Source organism: Paenibacillus allorhizoplanae, assembly GCF_927798215.1.
Lineage (GTDB): Bacteria > Bacillota > Bacilli > Paenibacillales > NBRC-103111 > Paenibacillus_E > Paenibacillus_E allorhizoplanae.
Genome location: NZ_CAKMMW010000031.1, coordinates 1 through 22,484 on the forward strand (window position 1 = coordinate 1; position 22,484 = coordinate 22,484).

18 protein-coding genes are annotated in these 22,484 nt (G+C 47.5%); 9 read left to right on the top strand and 9 right to left on the bottom strand.

Going from position 1 to position 22,484, the window contains the following annotated elements:
- On the top strand, positions 1-234 hold a 234-nt coding region (locus L6I86_RS31465; RefSeq protein WP_236292634.1), incomplete at its 5' end, for a hypothetical protein.
- 232 nt (positions 235-466) lie between these two features.
- Positions 467-595: a hypothetical protein gene (locus tag L6I86_RS35760; protein WP_276574921.1), complete on the top strand. Its 129-nt coding sequence runs from the start codon at positions 467-469 to the stop codon at positions 593-595.
- Positions 596-708: 113 nt separating this feature from the next.
- On the opposite strand, the gene L6I86_RS31470 is transcribed toward L6I86_RS35760, so the two are convergent.
- The 4 genes from L6I86_RS31470 to L6I86_RS31485 all read right to left on the bottom strand — a co-directional run bounded on the left by L6I86_RS31470 (position 709) and on the right by L6I86_RS31485 (position 6,677).
- The gene (locus tag L6I86_RS31470) at positions 709-867 is read right to left on the bottom strand and encodes a hypothetical protein (protein WP_236292635.1); all 159 of its coding nucleotides are present in this window, start codon (positions 865-867) and stop codon (positions 709-711) included.
- A 188-nt stretch (positions 868-1,055) separates the two neighbouring features.
- Positions 1,056-1,895: a hypothetical protein gene (locus tag L6I86_RS31475; protein ID WP_236292637.1), complete on the bottom strand. Its 840-nt coding sequence runs from the start codon at positions 1,893-1,895 to the stop codon at positions 1,056-1,058.
- A gap of 99 nt (positions 1,896-1,994) precedes the next feature.
- Positions 1,995-3,203, bottom strand: coding sequence for a multidrug effflux MFS transporter (locus tag L6I86_RS31480; protein ID WP_236292639.1), 1,209 nt, complete (start codon positions 3,201-3,203; stop codon positions 1,995-1,997).
- A 183-nt stretch (positions 3,204-3,386) separates the two neighbouring features.
- Positions 3,387-6,677: an OmpL47-type beta-barrel domain-containing protein gene (locus L6I86_RS31485; RefSeq protein WP_236292641.1), complete on the bottom strand. Its 3,291-nt coding sequence runs from the start codon at positions 6,675-6,677 to the stop codon at positions 3,387-3,389.
- A gap of 462 nt (positions 6,678-7,139) precedes the next feature.
- On the opposite strand from L6I86_RS31485, the gene L6I86_RS31490 reads away from it, so the two are divergent.
- The gene (locus L6I86_RS31490) at positions 7,140-9,017 is read left to right on the top strand and encodes an AbfB domain-containing protein (protein WP_236292643.1); all 1,878 of its coding nucleotides are present in this window, start codon (positions 7,140-7,142) and stop codon (positions 9,015-9,017) included.
- 103 nt (positions 9,018-9,120) lie between these two features.
- Here L6I86_RS31490 and L6I86_RS31495 read toward each other — a convergent pair whose 3' ends face one another.
- Positions 9,121-10,254: an NADH:flavin oxidoreductase gene (locus L6I86_RS31495; protein ID WP_236292645.1), complete on the bottom strand. Its 1,134-nt coding sequence runs from the start codon at positions 10,252-10,254 to the stop codon at positions 9,121-9,123.
- A gap of 152 nt (positions 10,255-10,406) precedes the next feature.
- Between L6I86_RS31495 and L6I86_RS31500 the strand changes: the two genes are divergently transcribed.
- Together L6I86_RS31500 and L6I86_RS31505 are read left to right on the top strand one after the other, a co-directional pair.
- Positions 10,407-10,736 carry an ArsR/SmtB family transcription factor gene (locus tag L6I86_RS31500; protein ID WP_236292729.1) on the top strand — a complete coding sequence of 110 codons (330 nt, stop codon included), beginning with the start codon at positions 10,407-10,409 and terminating at the stop codon, positions 10,734-10,736.
- Positions 10,737-10,978: 242 nt separating this feature from the next.
- Positions 10,979-12,016: a glycosyltransferase gene (locus tag L6I86_RS31505; RefSeq protein WP_236292647.1), complete on the top strand. Its 1,038-nt coding sequence runs from the start codon at positions 10,979-10,981 to the stop codon at positions 12,014-12,016.
- A gap of 71 nt (positions 12,017-12,087) precedes the next feature.
- Here L6I86_RS31505 and L6I86_RS31510 read toward each other — a convergent pair whose 3' ends face one another.
- Positions 12,088-14,079, bottom strand: coding sequence for a glycosyltransferase (locus tag L6I86_RS31510; RefSeq protein ID WP_236292651.1), 1,992 nt, complete (start codon positions 14,077-14,079; stop codon positions 12,088-12,090).
- 354 nt (positions 14,080-14,433) lie between these two features.
- Between L6I86_RS31510 and L6I86_RS31515 the strand changes: the two genes are divergently transcribed.
- Genes L6I86_RS31515 through L6I86_RS31530 form a run of 4 tightly spaced genes read left to right on the top strand, consistent with a single transcriptional unit; the run spans position 14,434 to position 17,306 of the window.
- Positions 14,434-15,459 (top strand): GHMP family kinase ATP-binding protein, encoded by a 1,026-nt coding sequence (locus tag L6I86_RS31515; RefSeq protein ID WP_236292652.1) that lies wholly within the window; start codon positions 14,434-14,436, stop codon positions 15,457-15,459.
- A gap of 2 nt (positions 15,460-15,461) precedes the next feature.
- Positions 15,462-16,046 carry a D-sedoheptulose-7-phosphate isomerase gene (locus tag L6I86_RS31520; RefSeq protein ID WP_276574922.1) on the top strand — a complete coding sequence of 195 codons (585 nt, stop codon included), beginning with the start codon at positions 15,462-15,464 and terminating at the stop codon, positions 16,044-16,046.
- A 4-nt stretch (positions 16,047-16,050) separates the two neighbouring features.
- Entirely contained in the window at positions 16,051-16,758 is a 708-nt protein-coding gene (locus tag L6I86_RS31525) for a nucleotidyltransferase family protein (RefSeq protein ID WP_236292655.1), read from the top strand.
- Complete coding sequence (locus L6I86_RS31530) at positions 16,755-17,306, top strand: D-glycero-alpha-D-manno-heptose-1,7-bisphosphate 7-phosphatase (protein WP_236292657.1); 552 nt, start codon at positions 16,755-16,757, stop codon at positions 17,304-17,306. The genes L6I86_RS31525 and L6I86_RS31530 overlap by 4 nt, the downstream gene beginning before the upstream one ends.
- A gap of 161 nt (positions 17,307-17,467) precedes the next feature.
- Here L6I86_RS31530 and L6I86_RS31535 read toward each other — a convergent pair whose 3' ends face one another.
- The 3 genes from L6I86_RS31535 to L6I86_RS31545 form a co-directional block, all read right to left on the bottom strand.
- Positions 17,468-19,090, bottom strand: coding sequence for a response regulator transcription factor (locus L6I86_RS31535; protein ID WP_236292659.1), 1,623 nt, complete (start codon positions 19,088-19,090; stop codon positions 17,468-17,470).
- Positions 19,091-19,093: 3 nt separating this feature from the next.
- Positions 19,094-20,884: a cache domain-containing sensor histidine kinase gene (locus L6I86_RS31540; protein WP_236292660.1), complete on the bottom strand. Its 1,791-nt coding sequence runs from the start codon at positions 20,882-20,884 to the stop codon at positions 19,094-19,096.
- 107 nt (positions 20,885-20,991) lie between these two features.
- Complete coding sequence (locus L6I86_RS31545; protein ID WP_236292662.1) at positions 20,992-22,344, bottom strand: ABC transporter substrate-binding protein; 1,353 nt, start codon at positions 22,342-22,344, stop codon at positions 20,992-20,994.
- Between the last annotated feature and the right edge of the window lie 140 nt (positions 22,345-22,484).

Here is a 22,484-nt window from a genome sequence, read left to right on the forward strand (position 1 = left end):
GCGCGGGGGCGTAGCGGCGCATCGCTAGGCGCGGCGGGGGTATCGGGCGCGGCTAGGCGCGAGCGGCGCAGAGGCACAAGGGCGGGCGGCCCAACGCTAGACGCTGACGCGTTAGCCCCCGCCGGCGCTATCCTAATCGCTACGTCGCACCATCGCCGCTCCCCATTCCCTCACTCCATCGCCGCTGAAATAACTGTATTTTATGTAGCTAAATTTGGCGAATTTCAGTTATAAATCCATTCAACTGTATTTCATGTGGTTAATTTGTCAGCATTTCACCCTTTTGAGCAAAAGTGCTAAAAATAACTACATGTTATCCAGTTAAATGTTCAGTTCAGCGAAATTCATCAAAAATAGCTGTACTTTTTCCATCTAATGCTCGGTTACTTGCAATGTTGAGGAGTGAGGTGAGAGTTGGGTTACTTGCAATGTTGGAGAGCGAGATTGAGAGTTGGGTTACGATTGGATGAGTAGACGAGAGTGGAATGGAGTAAAAGAAAGAGAAGCGAGCGTCGATGGCAGCGTTAATCTAATGTCCATCGGAATCGGGAATTGTGAACAAGCTAATTTGTTTTTGACGGGAATCACCAGTTAGCGTCATTCTATCGAGAATCGATTGTGGAGCAACTAAGTTGTTCCATACGTGAATCTCCCGCTAATACAGCTACTTTAATCAAACAGGCACTCACCAATTACTCAACTAACCACTCACTTCTGCGGCTCCACAGTCACATTCTCCTTCTGCGACTCTCCCGAGCATTCAAAACATACTAACGTTTTATCCGCCTGCACGACGCCATCCAGAAATCCCATTTTGCAATAAATCGGCTTCTCACATATGCGGCAATGACCGATGAGCTCTTCCATTCGCCTACCCCTCCTTCGAACTTCTCTTCTCTTCTCTTATTCGCCACTTGATCTTCCTGTGAAAAACTTCTAAATCAACTCGCTTCCCTCCATCGCACCCGACTCGGCACCAAAAAAGGTTGCCCTCGCTCGATGTTATCGAATGTGGCAACCTTTTGCTATCTCTATAAGTCGATTATGACTACGTATTACGTAGCCGAAGGCGTTGCTGACAGTGCTTGTCTGCGCTCACCGCCGTTGCCTGGCTTACCTTTGAATGAACCACCGTCTCCACGTAGCTGTGGTACTGGTCGCTCACCGCCGCCTTTGCGTTCGACGAAGTTTTTCAGTTCATCTGTCAGGCTGTCCTTGAGCTTAGCGATCAACTGATCCTCGGTGATGCCTTTCGCAGCCGCGATCTCGGCAAGGGACTTCCCTGCTTTACGCTCAGTCGCCAGTTCCTCTTCTGTGATGCCAAGGATGGCTGCGATTTCTTTCGGAGCAACCCCAACGCCGCCAGGCATTGGCATGTTAGGCATATTGCCGCCGCGAGGCATCGGCTTTTTATCGAAATTCATCGCTTGAGGTTTCGCTTCTACGATTTTTTTTAAACGATCAGCAAGCCCTTCTTTAAGCTTATCCGCCTGTTCTTGCTTGATTTTGCCCTCGCTAAGTGCTGTATCGATTTTCTTCGTTTCTGCCTCTGTCAATTTAGCAAGCAGTGCGTCTTCACTGAGGTTGGCTTTCTCCTGCGCGATTTGAACGAGGGTTTTGCCCGCATCAATTTCTGCTTTAAGAGCCGCTTTATCCATACCAAGGATGGAAGAAAAATCGATTACGCCTCCAATACCGCCGGCTTTACCAAAATCAAAACCGCCCCTTGGTGCTTGATGCCTCTCAAAACTATGTTTATCCTGAAACTTCTTAGGTGTTGGTGTCGTGTTGGTGTCGTTAGCAAACGCTTGTTTATGCTGAAGTACGAAGCCGCCACTGATCAATAATCCAGCTGCGAGTGTGCCGATAAGCCACGTTTTATGAATGCGCTTCATGCGTATTAGCCACCTTTTTCACAATTTGGTCAATTCTTCTTTCAGTATAAACCTTAATTGTGAAAAATCCTTGAATTTTTTAAAAAAAGTGCGCTGCACTTACGCTTTTTCTCGCGTCAGGAAAACGAAGCAAAGTACGCTCCCCAGCTCCATGACAGCGATGATGATACCTAGAGGTACGGCCGTCTGGCTGCCGCCAAGACCAACAAGCGGTGCTACTAAACCGCCGATGACGAACGTCATCAACCCGAGTAAGGCTGCGGCGCTGCCGGCTGTTTTGCCTTGATTTTGCAGCGCTAAGGAAGAAGTTGATACGGAAACCGGACCAATACAAGCCACGATGAGGAAGAACGCAGGCAGTATCATAACGAGCCCTGCCCCGATAAGTGTTGCAACGAGCAGCAGCAGTCCTCCTAGAACGGCCATCACTAAGCCTCCAGCTAGCAGACGGTGATTACTGACTTTGCCCGCGAGTCGCCCCGTAATTTGCCCAGCAAGGATGACGCCAGCCCCATTCACCGCGAAGATCACACTGAACATTTGGGGAGAAACATCAAATATATCCTGTAAAACAAACGGCGATCCCGAAATATATGCAAACATCCCCGCGAAAACGAGCCCTTGCGTCAACGCATAGCCCATGAACAAACGGTCCGTGAGCAGACCTCGGAATATGCGCAGCGTATTCGTAAGTCCTCCTTTGGAGCGGCGTTCCGGCGGGTGAGTTTCTTTTAGCCCAAGTACAACAATAATTAGCATCACGAAGCCGATTAAGCTGAGTACAAGAAACACACCGCGCCATGAGGTGAATTGCAGCAGTTGGCCACCGATAATCGGAGCTAGGATGGGAGCCGAACCATTCACGAGCATCAACAGTGCAAAGAACTTCGTCAACGCCACGCCCTCATACATATCACGGACGATCGCTCGGGAAATGACGATCCCAGCAGCTCCTGCCATCCCTTGCACGAAGCGCAGGATCAGGAATGCCCAGATCGATGGCGCAACCATGCAGAGTGCGGAGGCGACGCCATAAATCAGGAGCCCGACTAACAAAGGCATGCGTCTTCCGCGTACATCACTCACTGATCCAGCAATGAGCTGGCCTAGAGAGAGACCGAGCATGCACGCAGTTAAGCTCATTTGTGCGAGCGAAGTTGTCGTGTGGAGATCACCCGCAATGACAGGCAGGGCCGGCAAGTACATATCGAGAGAAAGCGGCCCGAAGGAGGCGAGTAAACCGAGCACCAGCACCATCCATAAGCGGCTGCCGCTCGTTGTTTCTTTGGCTTGTGAAGCGATAGACATAATGAGATCACATACTTTCTTAAGTATCCATTTAACCTACCATTGGGATATAGTTTTGTCTAGTTTGTTCCTCCTGAAGGGACGTGGAGCTGAACGGGAAGCCCCCATCCGAAACAGAAAACAGCCCCTCTGGTCTAAGACCAAAAGGGCTGCCTTCAAGCTCTGTGCCTTTCTGTCCTCCGGCTACTTCGTAACCGTGACACTCACCACGTCGCTAGATGTCACGCCAGCTGCATTGAACAGTTCGACGCGATACTTATAAACACCGATTGCACGACCAGCGATTGCTGTAACAGCGCTTTGTGCGCTTGGTGAAGCGGCTTGCAAACTTTTCTCATCAATGAGCACGTCATTTTCGTAGAGGCGATACCCTGTTGCGTTGGTGCCCCACCACATGTTCATGGTCACATTGTAGTTACCATCCCCATCCCAATTATTCTGTGATACAACTGGTTTACCTGGGGATGCCTCTGTGATCGTTACAACGATAGGCTGACTGGTTGTCGTACCGAATAAATTAATAAGTTCACTGGTATACGTGTAGGTGCCGTTTGGTTTACCGGATACATCCACTTTGGCGACTTGAGCCGCTGGGGAGGCATCGGAAAGTGTTTTCGTGCTGATGAGAACGCCGTTCTCGTATAGTTTGAAAATGGAACCATTATTCCCCCACCACATGTTCATCGTGATCGTGTAGTTGCCATCTTTCAAACCAGTATAGCCGTTATTGGAAGATAAAACAGGCTGGCCAGGAGCGCCGCTCGATAATGGTTTAACCACATTAAATGTCTGCGAAGCAGCCGTCGTGTTCCCCGCAGCATCCGTTACAAGGTACGCCACCGTGTGCGCGCCCACGGCTAAACTGCCTGCGGCAATCGTTTGGCCACTCGTAATCGCATTGCCATCCAAGGTCAGGGATTGCTCTGCAACACCCGAAATGGCATCGTTGGCAGCCAAATCGAAAGTCATTGAAGTTGTCGTCGTTACATCCTTCACCGCATGACCCGATTCCGTAAGGGTGGCTGTTGGTGCTGTTTTATCCAGCTTCACTTGCAAAAACTTTGCCGCTTCAACATTGCCCGCAGCATCCGTAGAGGAATAGCTCAATGTTGTTGAGCCCTCAGCATTAACTATGATTGGCGCTGTATAAGCAGCTGAATTCCCACCATTACTACCATATTGCGTAGTCACTGTTCCCGCTTGATCATCTACAGCAGTTAATGTGACGGTAACATCATCCTTGAACCAACCCGCTCCATTCGGCGCACTGGAAAGGATAGCTGTCGTTACTGGTGCTGCGGTATCAGCAGCCACGCTGAAATCGCTCAAGCCCCGTGGCTTCAATTGGAATACACCTTTGAAAATAGCGCCAACACCTTGAATCGTCACCTTTTGCCCCGCTGTGTAAGGGAAAGTGCTTAAGGACAAGCCTGTTCGAGTATCGACACGAATATGGTTGCTCACGCCGTCTTTGACAGCGTCGAATTCAAAAGAACCCGTCGGTGTTGCCGTGATGATGTTGCTAATTGTCACGTCATGAAGTGTGAGCAATTGTCCTTGGTTGTCCGCTGTCACAGCGGATACTGGAGTGGATGCTGGGAGTGCAGCGACGCCTGTTTTGGCAATCTCTACAGGATCAGCAAGCTCAAACTCCGTGTTGAATAGCGCTGTTGAGGCTGTTACTTTTACCGTATCCCCTTGGTGGAAGCCGCTCAAGCTTTGGAATACATATACGCCGCCTGTTGCATCTTGCAAGTAGAAGGCTTGCCCGCCAAAAGCTCCCGGCTCCGTTGTAACAACACCCTCTACCGTCACCAACGTACCTGCTGCTTTCGCACGTGCATCCGATATGGCGATCTTGGCAGGAATCGGATTTTCCTCTTCCGGCAAGTTTTCTGCAGGCACGTTTCCAAGCGTGACAGCTTCGGTTTTCAGATTCGTGCCATTCAGGCGCAATCTGAGATTCGCTGGTGCGGTCGTTCCCGGAACAACGCGTACATTCAGGTCCTTCGTAGCGTGTCCGTTGATATCTGCCGTTACACCGAACGCAGAGCTATACGCGTAAGCTGTCGGCCAGGTGCCATCTGCATTCTGTACCTTGGCGATTTGTGATCCACCGCTGACCAGGTAGATGCCGAGGCTGAAGCCCGTAACCGTTGTCGATGGTGGTAAGTTATCCACAACGACCCTGATCGGGAAGTCCACCGCATTCGGCAATACCGCTTGTTTCACGAAGCTGTACGTCGTATTCGCTGTAGCCGCAGGTCCGCCATACGAGCCGGCCTTGAACGTGCTGCGGTCGTACCATTTGTAGCCCGCGTTGGGTGCTGCCCAAGGCTCTGGCTGTGGCTCCGTCGATGCCGCTGGAGCTTCAAAAGGCAACAATGCCGTCGGCTGATCCAGCTGCAAGCCGCTGACTTCAGCGAAGCTGGTATAGCTTTCTTTGGTCGAAAGCCAGTTCACCATATTGACGAGCAGCGTTCCGTCGTCCACTTCTTTAAACCCATCATACGTCGTCTTCTTCGCGCCTGTATCCTCGCGCACATATTTCGGCGTTGCATCCTCGACCGGTGAGGAATCCCCGATGAAGGCAGCTTTCCCTGCGCCTGCTTTTGCAACAGCCACGTAAGGTCCTTCTGCCACTCCGCCTCCGCTATACACACCTTGATCAACCGCACTCGCCCAAGCTTCATTCGTTTGCGGCAAGTACACAATGCCCTTCGCCTTCGTCGGATCAATAATCGCTAGCGTAGATCCTGCGTGCATCGCCACACTGGAGACACCTGTCGTTATCCCAAAAGCTTGCGCAGGCGCTACGATGTTATTCGCATTTATATCGCCGAGGGCGTTATAGCGGAAACGCAGACCGAACTGAGTCGCCAGCCAGTCCGAGCTTGCTACATCTTGCATAGCCGAAGACGCAGACTCTTCCGCGCTCATGCCTGCTGCTGGATTCGTCCAGGCACCACGGCGATAGCCGTTGAATACCTCGGAGCCATCCCAGCGGTTTTTGTTCCGATCGGCATTGTAATGATCACCGATGAAAAATATACTGCCGCCTGCCGCCACATATTGGGCTAAGGCGTTTTGCTCACTTGTTTTGTACGGAACATTGGACTCCGCTACCACGAACACATCATAACCGCTCAAATCGGCCAACGTAATTGGCGTTGTTTTGCGAAGTTCTTTTACATAATAACCATTATTCGCTAAGGCATTGCCGAAATCCGAAAAAGCCCCATCAATGACCCAATCCGCTGCTCCAGCTGTCTGCTCATGTGTATTGTCAAAAAGTACTTTCTTCCCCGCATTCCCATTGACGACTTTGGCTTCAATGAACGGCGCTGGATCTGTCGGTCCCTCCGCCATCACGGCCTGCCAGCTGCTTGTAGCCAGCACTTGGAACGGTATTGCTACTGTCAACGCCAACGTTGTCTTCCATAACCTCGTCTTCCATCCTTTGAGCCTACTCATTACAATTCCTCCTTAGCTTATTGGCTGAGTCAAAATCTTTTCTACATAAGCGCTTGCTTATCGGACAGACAAGCTATCTAAGAACCATCTTATTTTACCATAGGATAATTGCGAAATTTGCTATTTTATTGTAAAGACATGGAAATTTGTGCAGGATACCAAATAACTAGATGGATTTCCAAAAGCGCTTGGATTCCCTTACTGCCGCCCAACCACTTCCCCTCACCTAGTTAGATGGAGGTTTTCCAGTTATTCTCTGGGAAGAGGAAGCGTCAGGCATCCCACATATCAGTTATTTCAAGGTTCCTGCACAAACTTCACTCGCCGCTCCGCAACATTGTTCATGAATATCACTTTCGTTCAGTTGTAACCGCTTACATTAAATCGTACGATGTTGTGGAGACCAGCACTCAGGAATGCCGAGTTACGGTCATCTCATTCATTGAAGGAGGAAATTAACGAATGACGATCTACACAAGACGCACGCTCACCGCATTGTTGTATGCACTCTTGGCTGCCGTGTTTTTAGCTCTTATCCCCCATCAAGCAAGCGCTGCAAGTGTCACCATCTCGAATGGCTCAAGCTGGACCGATACGGCAGGTAATGAGATACAAGCCCGAAGCGGTAATATTTTAAAAGTAGGATCGACGTATTATTGGTACGGTGAGCATGCGGTGAGCGGAACGTTTGATAGCGTAAATGTGTATACCTCAACAGATCTCAAGAATTGGACTTTCAGCAACGCCATCCTCACGAAAAATTCAGCGACTGAGCTCAATTCCAGCAAAATCGAGCGTCCAAAAGTCATCTACAACGCCTCTACTGGGATGTATGTCTTATGGGCCCATTATGAAAATGGCACTGATTATAGCTTAGGCCGTGTCGCCGTCGCCACGAGCTCCACACCAAACGGAAACTTCACCTACCAAGGCAGCTTCCGCCCGCTTAACTATGAATCCCGTGATATGACGGTGTTCGCTGATACCAACGGTTCCGCCTACCTCGTGACAGCTTCCCGCAAAAACGGCGGCGCCAACGACACGATGGCGATTTTCCAACTCAACGCCAGCTATACCAACGTGTCTTCCTTCGTCGGCTGGATCTTCGAGAACGGCTATCGCGAAGCGCCTGCGGTCGTGAAAAAGAACAACACCTACTACCTATTCACCTCACAAGCGTCCGGCTGGTATCCGAATCAAGGAGCCTATGCGACAGCTTCATCTATGACAGGTACTTGGTCTGCGCTTTCGCCTTTCGGGGACCCGGCGGCTTACGCCACGCAAATCGAGAATATCATGACCGTCTCCGGCAGCTCGACAACCAGCTACATCTATATGGCTGACCGTTGGAATCCACTGAACTTGAGTGACCATAAATACATTTGGCTGCCGCTCACACTGAATGATACGAGCGCATCAGCTACGCTAAACTGGTACAGCTCTTGGAACATTGATGCCGTAACCGGCACCGTTACACTGCCATCTCTCGTGAATCACGCCACGGGCAAAACAGCAACGGCAAGCTCAACCGCGGCCAGTTCTTCTGCTGCTAATGCGCTCGATGGCAATGCCCAAAGCTCTTGGGCCGCTTCCAGCTCAACATGGCCAGCCTGGTGGCTGGTTGATTTCGGAGCGCCGAAGACGGTTACCGAGGTCGATATCTCTTGGTTTTTATACAAAGGCTCAGAAGGCTATCACAAGTATAAAATCGAAATCAGCAACGACGGCGTCAATTACGCCGCGATAGATCGCACGACGAATACCGCCTATGGCTTTACAACGGATAAGGTACACTTCACGGCGCGCTATGTGCGGATCAATCTCGTGAATGCTGTGCTGTTCAACAATCCGAGTAACTGGTACACGCCGACGTTATACGAAGTTCGTCTCTTCGGGCCTTCCACTGCCGATGCCACTGGCTATAGTAAATTTGCGTCGTACAATTTCCCAACGTATTTCATACGTCACTCTAACTACACACTTCGCGTAGATCCTAACGTTTCACCTGCTCTGGATTCACAGTTCCGTGTGGTGCCTGGTTTGGCTAACGCATCTAGCGTTTCACTCGAATCCATCAATTTCCCGGGTTATTTTATCATGAAAAATGCGAGCAATCAGATCGTCCTTGCGCAATTTGACGGTACGACCGCCTTTAATCAAGATGCTACTTTCAACCTCGTGGCCGGTTGGGCCGACAGCAGCAAGGTCTCCTTCCAATCCTATAGTGCGCCTACCTATTACATCCGCCATTATAATTACGTACTGAGAGCTGAGGTCATCAACACTTCTAGCACAGCAACTGTAAAAAGTGATGCAACGTTTACGCGCACGAATTACTGAGCATCTGGTTGTTAGCTGTAAAAAGAAAAACAAGGCAGCCGGAACATCCGGTTGCCTTGTTTCGTTGTAGCCAGACCAGACAGCGAGTTTCACGTTTGATGGCTTAAGATAAACGTTGTAGAGCATCAACGGTGAATGGAAGTAACTCGTCGAATCGACCGCCCCGCACTTTGTCAGCCCAAGCAGGGTCAACCAACAGCGCGCGTCCAATCGCAACAAGATCGAACTCATTCTGCTCTAGGCGAACAAGCAGCTCATTGATGTCAGACGTACCTGCGCTTTTCCCTCTGAAGGAGCCCAGGAATTCATCATCTAAACCAACGGATCCCACTGTAATCGTAGGTTTGCCCGTTAACTGTTTTACCCAGCCTGCGAAATTGAGGTCAGATCCTTCGAACTCGGGTTCCCAGAACCTGCGGGTCGAGCAGTGGAATATATCTACGCCAGCTTCTACGAGTGGTGCAAGCAATTGACCGAGCAACTCAGGTGTAGCAGCGAGTTTGGCCGTATACTCGGCTGATTTCCATTGCGACAGCCTAATAATAATCGGGAAATCTGGCCCTACTGCGCGGCGGCAAGCTTCAATGATTTCAACAGCAAATCGCGTGCGAGCCAACATGCTGCCACCGTACTTGTCCGTACGTTGATTGGTTTTCTCCCATAGGAACTGATCAATCAAGTAACCATGGGCGCCATGGAGCTCGATGCCATCGAAACCGATTCGTTTCGCATCCGCTGCCGCTTGCGCGAAAGCTTCTACAACTTGATCAATGTCCGCCTGTGTCATAGGCTCATTCACTTGTTCACCAGCTAAATCTCGGCCAGATGGTCCAATCGATGGTGCTTCCGGATGCGGAAGTGAACCATTCGGGCGAGTCATTCCGACATGCCAGAGCTGAGGTACGATACGTCCTCCTGCTTCATGCACAGCAGTGACAACACGTTTCCAACCTGCGAGCGCGTCTTCTCCATGGAAGTTAGGGATATTGGGATTGTCGGTTGCCGCTGGATGATTGATGAGTGTACCTTCGGTAATAATAAGACCAACGCCATTCTCTGCGCGGCGACGGTAATAATCCACCACGTCCTGCCCAGGGACACCCCCTGGCGAGAAGGCTCGCGTCATCGGAGCCATCACGACTCGATTCATTAAACTAAGATTGCCTAGTGTAAAAGGTTGGAACAACGCTTCCACAGAATGAGATTGCGTCGTTTGATTGGTATTGGTAGTAGACATGGTCGTTCCTCCGTTTCATTTGGGGGCAGCCTGTTTATCTAATGCGTTCCCCGCAGATATCGTTTATTAAATTCGATTGTTATCGAACAATAGAAATATAGCACGCAATGTGGTAAAATGCAATCACTAAGCGTCAACGAGGAGGAAGCATCCTGAAAGTACTATTTCACCCAGACAAAGCGGATATGCATCTCTCATCCGTCCTCTATGCGTTAAGCGATCCCGTCCGATTATCTATCGTCTCAGACATCCACAAATTAGGGGAATGCACCTGCGGCGGCATTGATGTAACCGTCGTTAAATCGACCTTGTCTCATCATGTGCGAACGATGCGTGAAGCTGGTGTTGTCCATGTCCGCGTGCAGGGGACTCAGCGCTTTTTGTCATTACGCAAAGATGACTTAGAAGAAAGATTCCCTGGTCTACTCAATTCAATCCTACATGCTTACGAAAATTCCAACGAACCTATCCCCGAACCCTAATGAATAAGATGAGATGAAAATTTTATATGTAGATTAGACAAAGTCAATCGTTGAAAGAAAAGGAGCTAAACAGATTTGTGTTTAGCTCCTTTTCTTTGCTATCTTTCTACTGCTGCTTTCTTTCGCTGCGATTGGGCTGGCAAAAACGCATACGTAGTTATTCGTCCATTCGTAGGTAGAATCGCCTGAATATACTAAGTTGGATTACAGATCGCTCAACTATACAGCGAAGGAGGTCCTCTATGAAAAAAGTTCTCCGGCAGGTAGTTAGAAAGACGGCCAAAACGAACCGGAAACAAAAGCTGCTGAAGAGAAGCCGCAGGAAAAATGGCATCAAATTGACACAAAGGCGGAGAACAATCAAATTACGCAAGCGTCCTTTGCGAACTATAAAACTTCGCAAGCACCTATTGCGAAAAGTTAAAAAACGCTTGCGAAGAAGCAAATCATTACGATTGGCTCCACAGGTCAAGCAGCCTCCTCCTTTATTAAACGTTCCTTTCGTTTATGAACCGCTGAATGTTCCGCATGCTCCGCTACCCGAGCCGAAGCCCAAGCTTTCGGTCATTGTGCCGATCTTGAATGAGGAAAAGTTCCTTCCGCTGTTTCTAGAAAGTGTCGCTTCCTATGCAGATGAAATTCTCATTGTGGACGGAGGAAGCACCGACGACAGTGTAAATATCATCAATCAGTGGAAAAACCGCGCGAATATTCGACTATTCCATATTAAGCAAACGGGCTTACCCTACTCCGATGATTGGAACGAGTCCATCGTAAGGAATTTCCTGGTCGACCAAGCTACCGGAGATTGGATTATGGCGATTGATGCAGATGAGATTATGGACGATAGGTTCCGTGATGCCTTGCCCCAGCTTCTGGTCCAGAAAGAAGCAGATGCTATCTCTTTTCCATGGGTACAATTCTGGATGAATCCCCAAACCGTACGAATAAGTGCACCGAACGACGAACACTGGTCTGTCAATAAATGGCTTATGTGGCGCAATCATATGGGTATCCGATACGACGATGCCAAGAATCACTGCAAAGTGCATCTGTTCGGACGTTACATGTGGGAAATTCCCAATAGGGCTGAGTCGATTTCAGCCTTCCATTATCATTATGCTTTCGGTTCCCGCGTTAAAGCGAACGATAATCGTCGCCGTGATATCGATCAATACTTAGGGAAACCGGTGGATCGTATCGAATATGACATCGTGACGAAGCCTTTTACTGAGAAACATCCAGCTGTTATGGAACGGTATTTTGCTAAAATGGTGTGAAAACAAATAAAAAGTGACCGAAAGTCGAAACTTTCGATCACTTTTTATCATTTCTCTACGTTTCTCCTTCACTATAAAGCGGACATCATACTCTCTAAGGCTCTTGATCTGGAGAAGTAAGTTTCCACGTACATCCTACTTTGTTCGGCCTTATGCGCTAATAAACTGTCATTATGGTATAACTGGATGATTTGCTCGGCAAATGCATAAGGGGCGTTCATAGGTTCAATAATCTCCCTAATATTCTGCAGCCCTTCTATCCCCGTGCTGGTCGTAACGACTGGCATGTGATGGCGCATTGCTTCCACTGTTTTGCCTTTCACGCCTGCACCGTACCGAAGTGGAACGATGGCAATTTTCGTATTTCCATACAGCTGTCTAAGCACATCGTCTGGTATAAATCCTGTGACAGTAACCCGATCCGATTGTAATCCTACTACATCAGGCGGTGGATTGGAACCCGCGATGAACAAGTGTATGTGAGGAATGGCTTGTTGCACAATAGGCAGGATATCGCGACAAAACCACAAAATACCGTCGGTGTTAGGGCTGTGGTTGAAGCCGCCAACAAAGAGCAGACCATTGCGTTCATGCCATTGCCTTGTTGTCGGTATCGTATGGTTAAAGTAGTAGGCCGGAAGCAATACCGTTTTTTTATTCGGAAAATTCCCTTCGATAATTCGTTTTTCTGAGTCGCTGCAGGTAAGAACGGTATCCGCTTTGCTGAACATGTCGAACTCCAACCTTTTATAGAACTCAGATGCTTGCAGCAGTTCGCGGTTGTTCTCCAATCCGAATCGTTTCAGCTCCCGGATATAATGCATGTCATGGCCATAATACAGAATTTTCGCACGGGTATAGGCTTTGATTAGATCCATATATTGATGTGAAATGTTAGGCCGGTTCAACAGAACATAATCAATGTAATCCTTGTGCTTAACAATCCAGTGCTCGTAATATCCGCGGTCCTGCGGTCCGTAAAGGATCTCAATGCCGAGCTGTTCAAGCTCTGAACCATAAGGCTCAGGTTTGATGAAATTATCTGGTAAAAATTTGACATTAAAGCCCATATCAACAAATAGTTTCAGATACATAAATGTCGTTCGACTGCCCGCATCTTTGTCGAAACTTGGAACACCATAGTCAATGACAAGAATGGTTTTTTTATTCCTTGAGCGTTCCCTCGCCCAAAAGAGGTGCTCACCATTAGCAAGTTGATCCCGCTGCAGTACGCCCGCCCATTTTTCTATAAATTTCTGCTGGTTAATCACCTGATATTTCTTTATTCCGGAGTTGAGGTCGGTACCGTGGGATACGCCCTCGTAGTGCACGACAACGGATTTGGGTTGGTAGATAACTTTGTAGCCGTGTTGTCTTGCTTTGAATGCAATGTCCACATCCTCTGAGTAAGCAGGTGCGAAATGCTGGTCAAAACCGCCTATTCTATTCCATACGTCTTTACGAATCATGATCGATGCCCCTGAGATATAATCTACTTCCTTAACATAGTTGTATTCATGTTTATCCGGGTTATCTAATCGACCGTAATTCCATGCATACCCGTTACTAAAGACAATACCGCCGGCCTCCTGCAGCCTCCTGTCCGGATATACCAATTTTGAACCTATGATTCCGATGGTTGGGTCTTGCTCAGGTAAAGACAACAGATGTGCCAACCAACCTGGAGTCACTTCGGTATCGTTATTTAAAAATAAGACATATTTCCCTTTAGAAATCGCTGCCCCATGATTGCAATTATGAAGGAATCCCCTTTTCACCTTATTGCGGATGGCAGTGACGTGTGTGACAAAATGTCCGATACGTGAAGTTAAATCATTTGAATGATCGTCCATCACGATGATTTCGTAAGGAATTCCATGTGTGTTCTGGACGATGGACACCAAACATTTGTAAGTGAAATCCCATTTATTGTAAACCGGAATTATAATACTGACCAGTGGCTGAGACGAGCTCGGTACCACCAGCTTATTCACGAGCCGCAATCCTTTACGGATCCGCCGGCCTTTCAAACGTCTGCTCCTGTTGCGTTGATAAAGCTTCATAACTGACCGTTTTCTCCGATTCTTCCACCTTGCACGTACGGATTTTCCACGTTTGAGCACTAGTCGCCGGCCTCTACGAAGCTTACGCACGCGAATAGCCCCCAATATCTTTCTCTTAGTTCTCTTAATTCTCCTAGCTTTTAGCTTCACCTAGACACCTCCCGGCACTTCATTAACACATAGCTATACTATTCCCTCTGTAAAAGGTCTGAATGGGACAAACGTTTATTTTCAAAAAGCACGGAGGGTGGAAAATATTCGATGCAGCACCATCCGTCCATACAAGTTGTCTTACTCCTACATATGCTGAATTGGTTATGAAGTATATTGGACAACATGGAACGGAGGTAGCACATGATCATTAGATCTAAAGCTCCTTTAAGATTGGGGCTAGCCGGAGGCGGAACGGATGTGTCGCCCTACTGCGACTTATTCGGAGGATGCGTACTGAATGCGACGATTGATTTATACGCTTATTGCACGATTGAGGTCCTCGATGACGGTAACCTTACTTTTGTCGCTGCGGATCTCAATGAAGAATTCACCACGGTCCCTCTCCCAGAACTAGAGTTGGATGGCCGTCTAAGCTTGCATAAAGGCGTGTATAACCGGATTGTTAAACAGTTTAGGCAGGACGAGCCACTCTCTTTTCGGATGACCACCTATTCTGACGCTCCCGCAGGATCTGGTCTCGGTTCATCATCCACGATGGCGGTCGCTATGCTGAAGGCTTACGTAGAATGGCTTAATTTGCCACTCGGGGAATATGAAATTGCTCAACTTGCCTATGACATCGAGCGTATCGATGTCGGATGGGGTGGCGGTAAGCAGGATCAATATGCAGCCACCTTTGGTGGATTCAACTTTATTGAGTTTTACGAAAATAATCGGGTCATTGTGAACCCACTTCGGATAAAAAACTGGATTATCAGTGAGTTGGAGAGCTCTATGATTTTATATTACACAGGAGCATCAAGGGAATCTGCCAAGATCATTGATGAACAAGTCCGCAATACACGGAGTAACAAACAGTCCACCCTAAAAGCAACCCATACCTTGAAAGCGGAGGCTTACGCGATTAAGGAATGTATATTAAAGGGTGAAATCAACAAGTTTGCTGAGCACTTGGGAAAATCCTGGAGTGCCAAAAAAAAGATGGCCACCTCTATTACGAACGAACGAATTGACTTCATATATGATACGGCGATGAATGCCGGTGCACTAGCAGGCAAGGTATCTGGAGCAGGGGGTGGCGGATTTATGATGTTTATCGTGGATCCCGTCAAACGCATACAGGTTGTACATCGCTTGAACGAATTAGGAGGTAAAGTATTTCAATTCCATTTTACAAAGAGCGGAACGCAAGGATGGAGGGTATAAGTTTGAAAGCGTATATTAGCAGCGAAATTTTACGGGCGATGGAGATTAAAAGGGCGATTTCAAAGGATAGCGATCTACTTCGTTTAATTGAGCAGGCAGCAAGAAAAATGATCGAGGTTTACCGAAACGGAAATAAAATAATGCTCGGTGGCAATGGAGGAAGTGCGGCCGATGCCCAGCATATTGCAGGCGAATTCGTCAGTCGTTTTTATTTCGACCGTCCCGGCCTGCCTTGCATCGCGCTTACGACGGATAGCTCCATTCTTACTGCAATCGGAAACGACTACGGATATGAACAGTTGTTTGCACGGCAAATTCAAGCTAACGGCCAACGTGGAGACATATTTATTGGCATTTCCACATCCGGTAACTCACCCAATGTGATTAGAGGTTTAGAAATGTGCCGTGCAATGGGCATCACGACAATTGGTTTGACCGGTGAATCGGGTGGCCGCATGGCTGCCCTATGCGATATCTGCATACGAATCCCCTCCCAAGAAACCCCGAGAATTCAAGAAGCGCATATTCTGATTGGCCATATTTTGTGTGCGATTGTAGAAGAATCTATATTTGGTAAGGGATTTTAACCCGATGGAAGCCATCATATTAGCAGGCGGGCTGGGGACACGTTTGCGGGAGGTTATCTGGGATTTACCCAAACCGATGGCTCCCGTATTGGGCAAGCCATTTCTTCATTACATTCTTGAGCGATTGGAGATGCAAGGGGTTCGTAGGGTGATCCTTGCGGTTGGATACAAACATGAAACCATTAGCTCTTATTTCGGCCATCGCTTCGGAGAAATAAGAATCGCTTATTCGGTGGAAGAAGAACCGCTAGGAACCGGAGGAGCTCTGAAGAAGGCGATGACTCAGATTTCCAGCGATCAGGTGCTTGTACTCAATGGAGACACGTTGTTCCACGTCGATATCCCGCAATTGGTACAGGTTCATAAAGAACGCGCTGCCGACCTTACGCTTTCACTTAAGCCGATGAAACGCTTTGACCGTTATGGGGCCGTTATCGTAAGTTCGGATTGTAGGGTATTGAGCTTTGAGGAGAAACGGATGTGCGAATCTGGCTTAATTAATGGTGGTGTCTACGTAGCTCGTACCGATTTATGGGATCTGTTCGAGCTGTTAGCAGCCCCATTTTCATTTGAGCAATTTCTAGGAAGTCCTGATGCACAGAAGCTTCACATGTATGGTTTCCCGAGTGAAGGTTATTTTATCGATATCGGTATTCCGGAAGACTATGAGCGTGCGAAGTCTGAGCTTGGAACCGGAAGTGGAGACAGATGAGACCAAAGGCGCTTTTGCTCGACCGGGATGGTGTAATTAACATTGAAAAGTCTTATGTTCACAAAGTAGAGGATTTCGAGTTTAGTAAGGGTATATTCGAAACACTCTTACGTTTTCAGCATGAGGGGTTTTTACTATTCATCGTAACCAATCAAGCGGGTATTGGACGGGGTTATTACACAGAGGACGACTTTTTGGCGTTAACGGCATGGATGACGGAGCAATTCGAGGCACATGGGATCCAGATTGCCAAAGTCTATTTCTGTCCCTATCACCCCGTACATGGCATCGGTGAATACAAGCAAGATGCCTATTGCCGAAAACCGAATCCGGGTATGATTTTGCAAGCAAAGCGGGAGTACCAACTGGATCTAGCCTCATCGGTGATCATAGGCGATAAAGAGAGTGACATCGAAGCAGGTCTGCGCGCTGGTGTCGGAACCACAATCTTGATCCGCAACTGTAAGGCAAGTTCTTCTACGGCGGCTACGTTTACTGTGAAGCATGTAGGCGAGGCGGCTGAGCGTTTTTTCGAAACATGTAAATAAGCCATCACTTGTGAAAAAAGGCGGCATGCGCCGCCCATTTTGATATTTGTGCGCTAGCACGCGATCGCCGACGGGGATACTTCACTTCCGCACAATATTAGCCACTCTTAGCACAAAGTCCTGCATTTTTGCAGGACTTTGTGCTTTCCCAGTGGGGATCACTAGCTCCCCTTCGTCTGCCCCCGATACGCATTCGGCACGAAGCCAGTATGCGCCTTGAACAGCTTGCCGAAGTAGTTCTTATTCTCGTAGCCGAGCATATCCGAGATTTGTTCCACGCTTTTATCCGTGATCTCCAGAAGCTCCTTCGCTTTCTCCATCTTCATCCGCGTCACGTACTCGATGAAATTCTCGCCAGTCTCCCGTTTGAACAAACGGCTCAAGTAACTTGGGTGTAGATGCAGATGCGCCGCGGCATCCTCTAGTGAAATTTTCGTATCGAGATGGTTATACACGAACCGCTGACACTCCAAGATTTCACGATTGTGGGACTCTCGGTACACCTGTCCCGCCCACTCGATGGCCTGCTGCAAATAATCCTTGAGCCACAACTCCATTTCGCGGATGGAGGACAATTCGTGCACATCATGATGCAGCAACTCCGAGGAAAACGTCGATTGATAGTGCTGCAGTGACTTGAGGCGCATCCGCACATCGAGGATCATTTTGAGCAGCCAATCCTTCACCTCTAGGGGGCGGAAGCGATTGTACTGGATGAAATCGACCCATTTCGAGACGAAGGCATCAATCCCTTCTGCACGCTCATCAAACACCACGCCGCGGAATTCATCCAATGCCTGCGCATACTGAGCGAGCAGCTCTCCCCCGTCTCCGAAGCCTTCCCGCAAATGCTCAAGCTTGCTGATCGAGGACTCTGGCATGTAGAATCGGATAGCCTTCGCCTCTACCATGCGGATTAACTGATCCTTCAACGCCCGAACATCCTTCACCGGAGTCCCTGTGATGAACGAAAAGGAGATTTTCGCATACTTTTGCAAGCACGCCTGCAGCTGCCGAAGCGTCTGCTCCATCTTCTGGCTGTTGTTTACATGCAGCTCCGAGAAATGAGGGAATAGCAACACAATTTCACCCGTATCGTAGGTGAACAGGGTCACTTCCTTTTGATCCACGAGCAGCTCTTCCACAATATTCTGAATCGTATATTCGAATAAATCTGTCGATTGAAACCGACTATTCGCCTCTTTTACCCGATTGGCATAGCCGAATACAGGCAGGACAGCATGCTTGTTCAGCTGAATGCCGAAGTCCCCTGCCTTGGCACTCCATTCTACAGCATCAAATAACGGCTCATTCACCGTGCTTCGGATGAATTGGCGCTTAGATGCACCGCGTTGCTGCGATACCTCTTTCTCCAGCTTGCGGCTCTTCGACTGCTGCCGATCTTCCGCATCCAATTGCTCCTTAAGCCTAGTCAATACCTCCGTGATATTGCTAATGTTCATCGTTTCCTTCAGTATATATTCACTCACGGAAAGCTTAACGGCCGCCTGCGCGTAATGAAATTCATCATGACAAGAGAGAATCACAGCTTTCACGTTAGGATCCTCTTCCCGGAGGGACTTAATTAACTCAAGTCCATTGATTTCTGGCATCCCAATGTCACTGATCAATACATCTATTTTGGTTTGCTGACCTGCTTTCAGCGCATCCAGAGGACTCGCATAAACGCCAGTCAATTGATAGCCGAGCTCTTCCCATTTTATCGTCGTTTTCAGAAATTCAAGAACTGGAATATCATCATCTACAATCATGACGGTGTACATAGGTCACACCTCCTTCTCTGGTTGCTGTGGAAAGAGCAGAATAATCTGAGTGCCGTGTCCCAGACTGCTTGCAATATCGTAATCGAAACGATGACCATAAATCATCCGAAGTCGCTCAAACACATTATGTATACCGATGCCTGATAGGGAAGGACTGCTCGCTTCTTCCACTACAGGCAGTATTGGGGTAGCTTCTAAATGATTACGAAGCTCCAACAACCGCTCTGGGGTCATGCCAACACCGGAATCCTGAATCTCCACTTGCAGCCTGCCATCCTCAACAATTCGGGAAATAATCGATATTTCACCTGCTTTACTTTTAAGGCCGTGTATATAAGCATTCTCAATAAGTGGCTGCAGAAGGAACCTAGGAATTTGAATGAGCAAAGTGTCCGAAGCCGCGGATACTCGCAAGACAACCCGATCACCATGCCGCGAATTCAATAAACGAACATAGTGCTCGTTGATTCCAATCTCTTCATGGAGTGTTATGTATTCGTTATTGCGATTAATGGTCATACGCAAAAGGGCAGACAATGAGCTGATCAATTCCGCATTCTCTTCGTCGCCTTTCATCATGATCTTCAACCGAATGGAATTCAACACATTAAAAAGAAAATGCGGATTAATCTGCGCCTGAAGCATCGCCAGCTCAGCCTTCCGCTTGAGCTCTTGCTCTCGCTTATTCTCAAAGAGCGTCAGCTCGATCCGATCGATCATGCGATCAAATACATAGCCGAGCCGACCGACTTCATCCCCGCCACTAATATTAGATCGTTCACTCAATTGACCAGACTCGATTCGCACGACGGTTTGGACAAGCTTGGCGATAGGTTTCGTCAATGTACGGACCACATAGAGCAGCACAACGGCGAACAAGATCAAAAAGAAGAACTGAATAATAAAGTCCGTTTTCCGGAACGACTCAATTTGTTGGGCAGCAGACTTGTATGGCGCCATACTGACGAGCTTCCAATTGGGCGAAATTTGATTACTCTGCATAATATACTCTTCACCTGCTACTTTGACAAAGGAAGAACCCTCTTCGGTAGGAAGCTGATCGTAATTAGCAAATTGCGTACCAATGCGACTAGTGTCCTGATCAACCAAGATGCGGCCATGCTCATCAATAATGACCATCGTTTCATTTTCCTTGTATTGTGCAAACAAGTTCTGAAGAACATTCAACTCAAGTCCGACAATGACATAGCCGTAGGTTGTACCATTCAATCCAAGTGGCTTAGCTGCTGCTAGTAAATACGGTTGCGTTGACTCACTATTGTAATTGAGTTCAGTCCCAATCCAATGTACATTATAACCTTTTACCTGATTTACTTCCTTCATCCACTCTTTCTCCAAAAATGATTTCGGGTCGAAATGAATGGTCGTATAGGAAGATACATACTGCCCATTAGGGAGTAATAATGTCACATTCATATTTCCAAGCGTACTATTGACCGTTGTAATTCTTTTATTGATGGTAAGCTTAGCTTGAAAAATGTCCCCAATTGTCGTCGTGTCATTCACATGACTTAGACTGAGGATAGGAATTTGCAGCTCCTCATCAAATTGAATGAAATTCATCATATACACCATGTTCTTCAATTGTCCCGTTACAATCTGACTAGTGATACGCATGGATTGCCTTGCGTTATCTGCCACTTGTGAACGAACCGCATCCCGTGTAAAAAAATTCGACACATTCATCGATACGATGGACGGTAACACCAGACAAATCAGAATCGTTAGTACTAATTTATTACGAAGTGATAATGTGCGAAACCATTGCAGCACTAACGTTTCCCGCCTTCCCCACTAAAATGGGAAAAAAGAGGGGCCCTATGGCCTCCTCTTGCTTCCTATACACATTATACCAGTAAAGCTAGCCTAATCGTTACCGATTACTTTGCATTACTTTTTCTGATGTCTTCAATTTTAGCTTTTGCTGTTGAAATTGTTTTCTCCAAATCTTGTTTGCCTGTCAGGAACAACTCAACTTGCGTTAAGTATTCTTTCTCTTGTTGCAACGCGTAAGTTGGAGGAACAACCAATTTTGTAGATTTGTTCACTTTCAAAGTAGACAGCAAGGAAGTTTTGTCGATGAACTTAACTTGATCTGGCTTACCGCTTGCAAGGATTGCATCTACGTTTTTGTTAATATCTGCTTTTTTCCAACCGGAGAAGAACAGACCTTGTGTTTGGATACCTTCTGTTGTGTACCATTTCACGAAGTCATAAGCCGCTTGTTTGTTCTTGGAGTTTGCAGCTACACCCATGAAGTCAGCGCCTACTTCAGTCAAACCGTTTGTATCTTTCGCATCATATTTCGGATATGGAGCAAATACCGTGTTGAACTTCGCGTTTTGCGCTAGCTCACCAACCATCCAGTTACCTGTTGCTAGCATAGCTGTTTTACCTGCATAGAATACGTCACGGTAAGCCATCTTTTGCGAAACAACTTCGAAGTAAGGTACGGACGATTTATCCACGTTCTCCAATTGGTTACGTAGGTTCAAGGAGAAACGAACTTGTGGGTTATCAATGTTCTCAGTACCATCGGATTTAACCAAGTAAGGGTTATCCATGTTGTTGTTCAAACCAAGAAGCGCGTAGTCTTTCCAGTTATGGAAGTAAGAACCATATTGCTTCGCAGCGCCTTCGCCTGATGTTAATTTTTTCGCATATTCCGCATAGTCGTTCCAAGTCCATTCCGTCGGAACTGGAAGCTTAGCTGCATCTAATTTATCTTTGTTCAAAAGAACGAACCACTCGATCATTTTACCAGGCAACGCATAGTATTTACCGTTAACAACCGGATCAAGTTTATACTCGTCTTTTACAACGATGTTGTCTTTTTTCAAATATGCATCTAGCGGTTCAAGAATCCCTGCACCTACACGTTGTGCGAAATCAGAAGCACTGGAGTACATCACAACGTCCATTTGCTCACCGGAAGCAGCTAGTAGATCAAGCTTTTTCATCCCTTCTTGGGAATCACCTTTCTCGGACATGCTCTCATAAACGACTTTAACGTTCGGGTGAGTTGCATTGTAGGCTTCTACTGTTTTGTTCCAGTTACCTTGAGCTTCTGTATACCATGCTTGTACTTTAATGGTTACAGGCGCTTTTGTTGTTGATGAAGTTGCTGCACCGCCAGACGTTTCTGCTGGTTTATCTTCACTTTTGCTTCCACAGCCTGCTAGTGCAGCACTGATCGCCAGAACACCACTTAATACGAGTAAACTCTTTTTCATATGAACCCCTCCAAGAAGATATTTGTATATGCTGCGAATGACTGAAAACCTTTACATGACGAATCGTAACAAACTTAGTTCGAGCACACGAGGCAATATTTTAACCTCATGCACTCTTATTTTGACATCTTGCTTGTAAC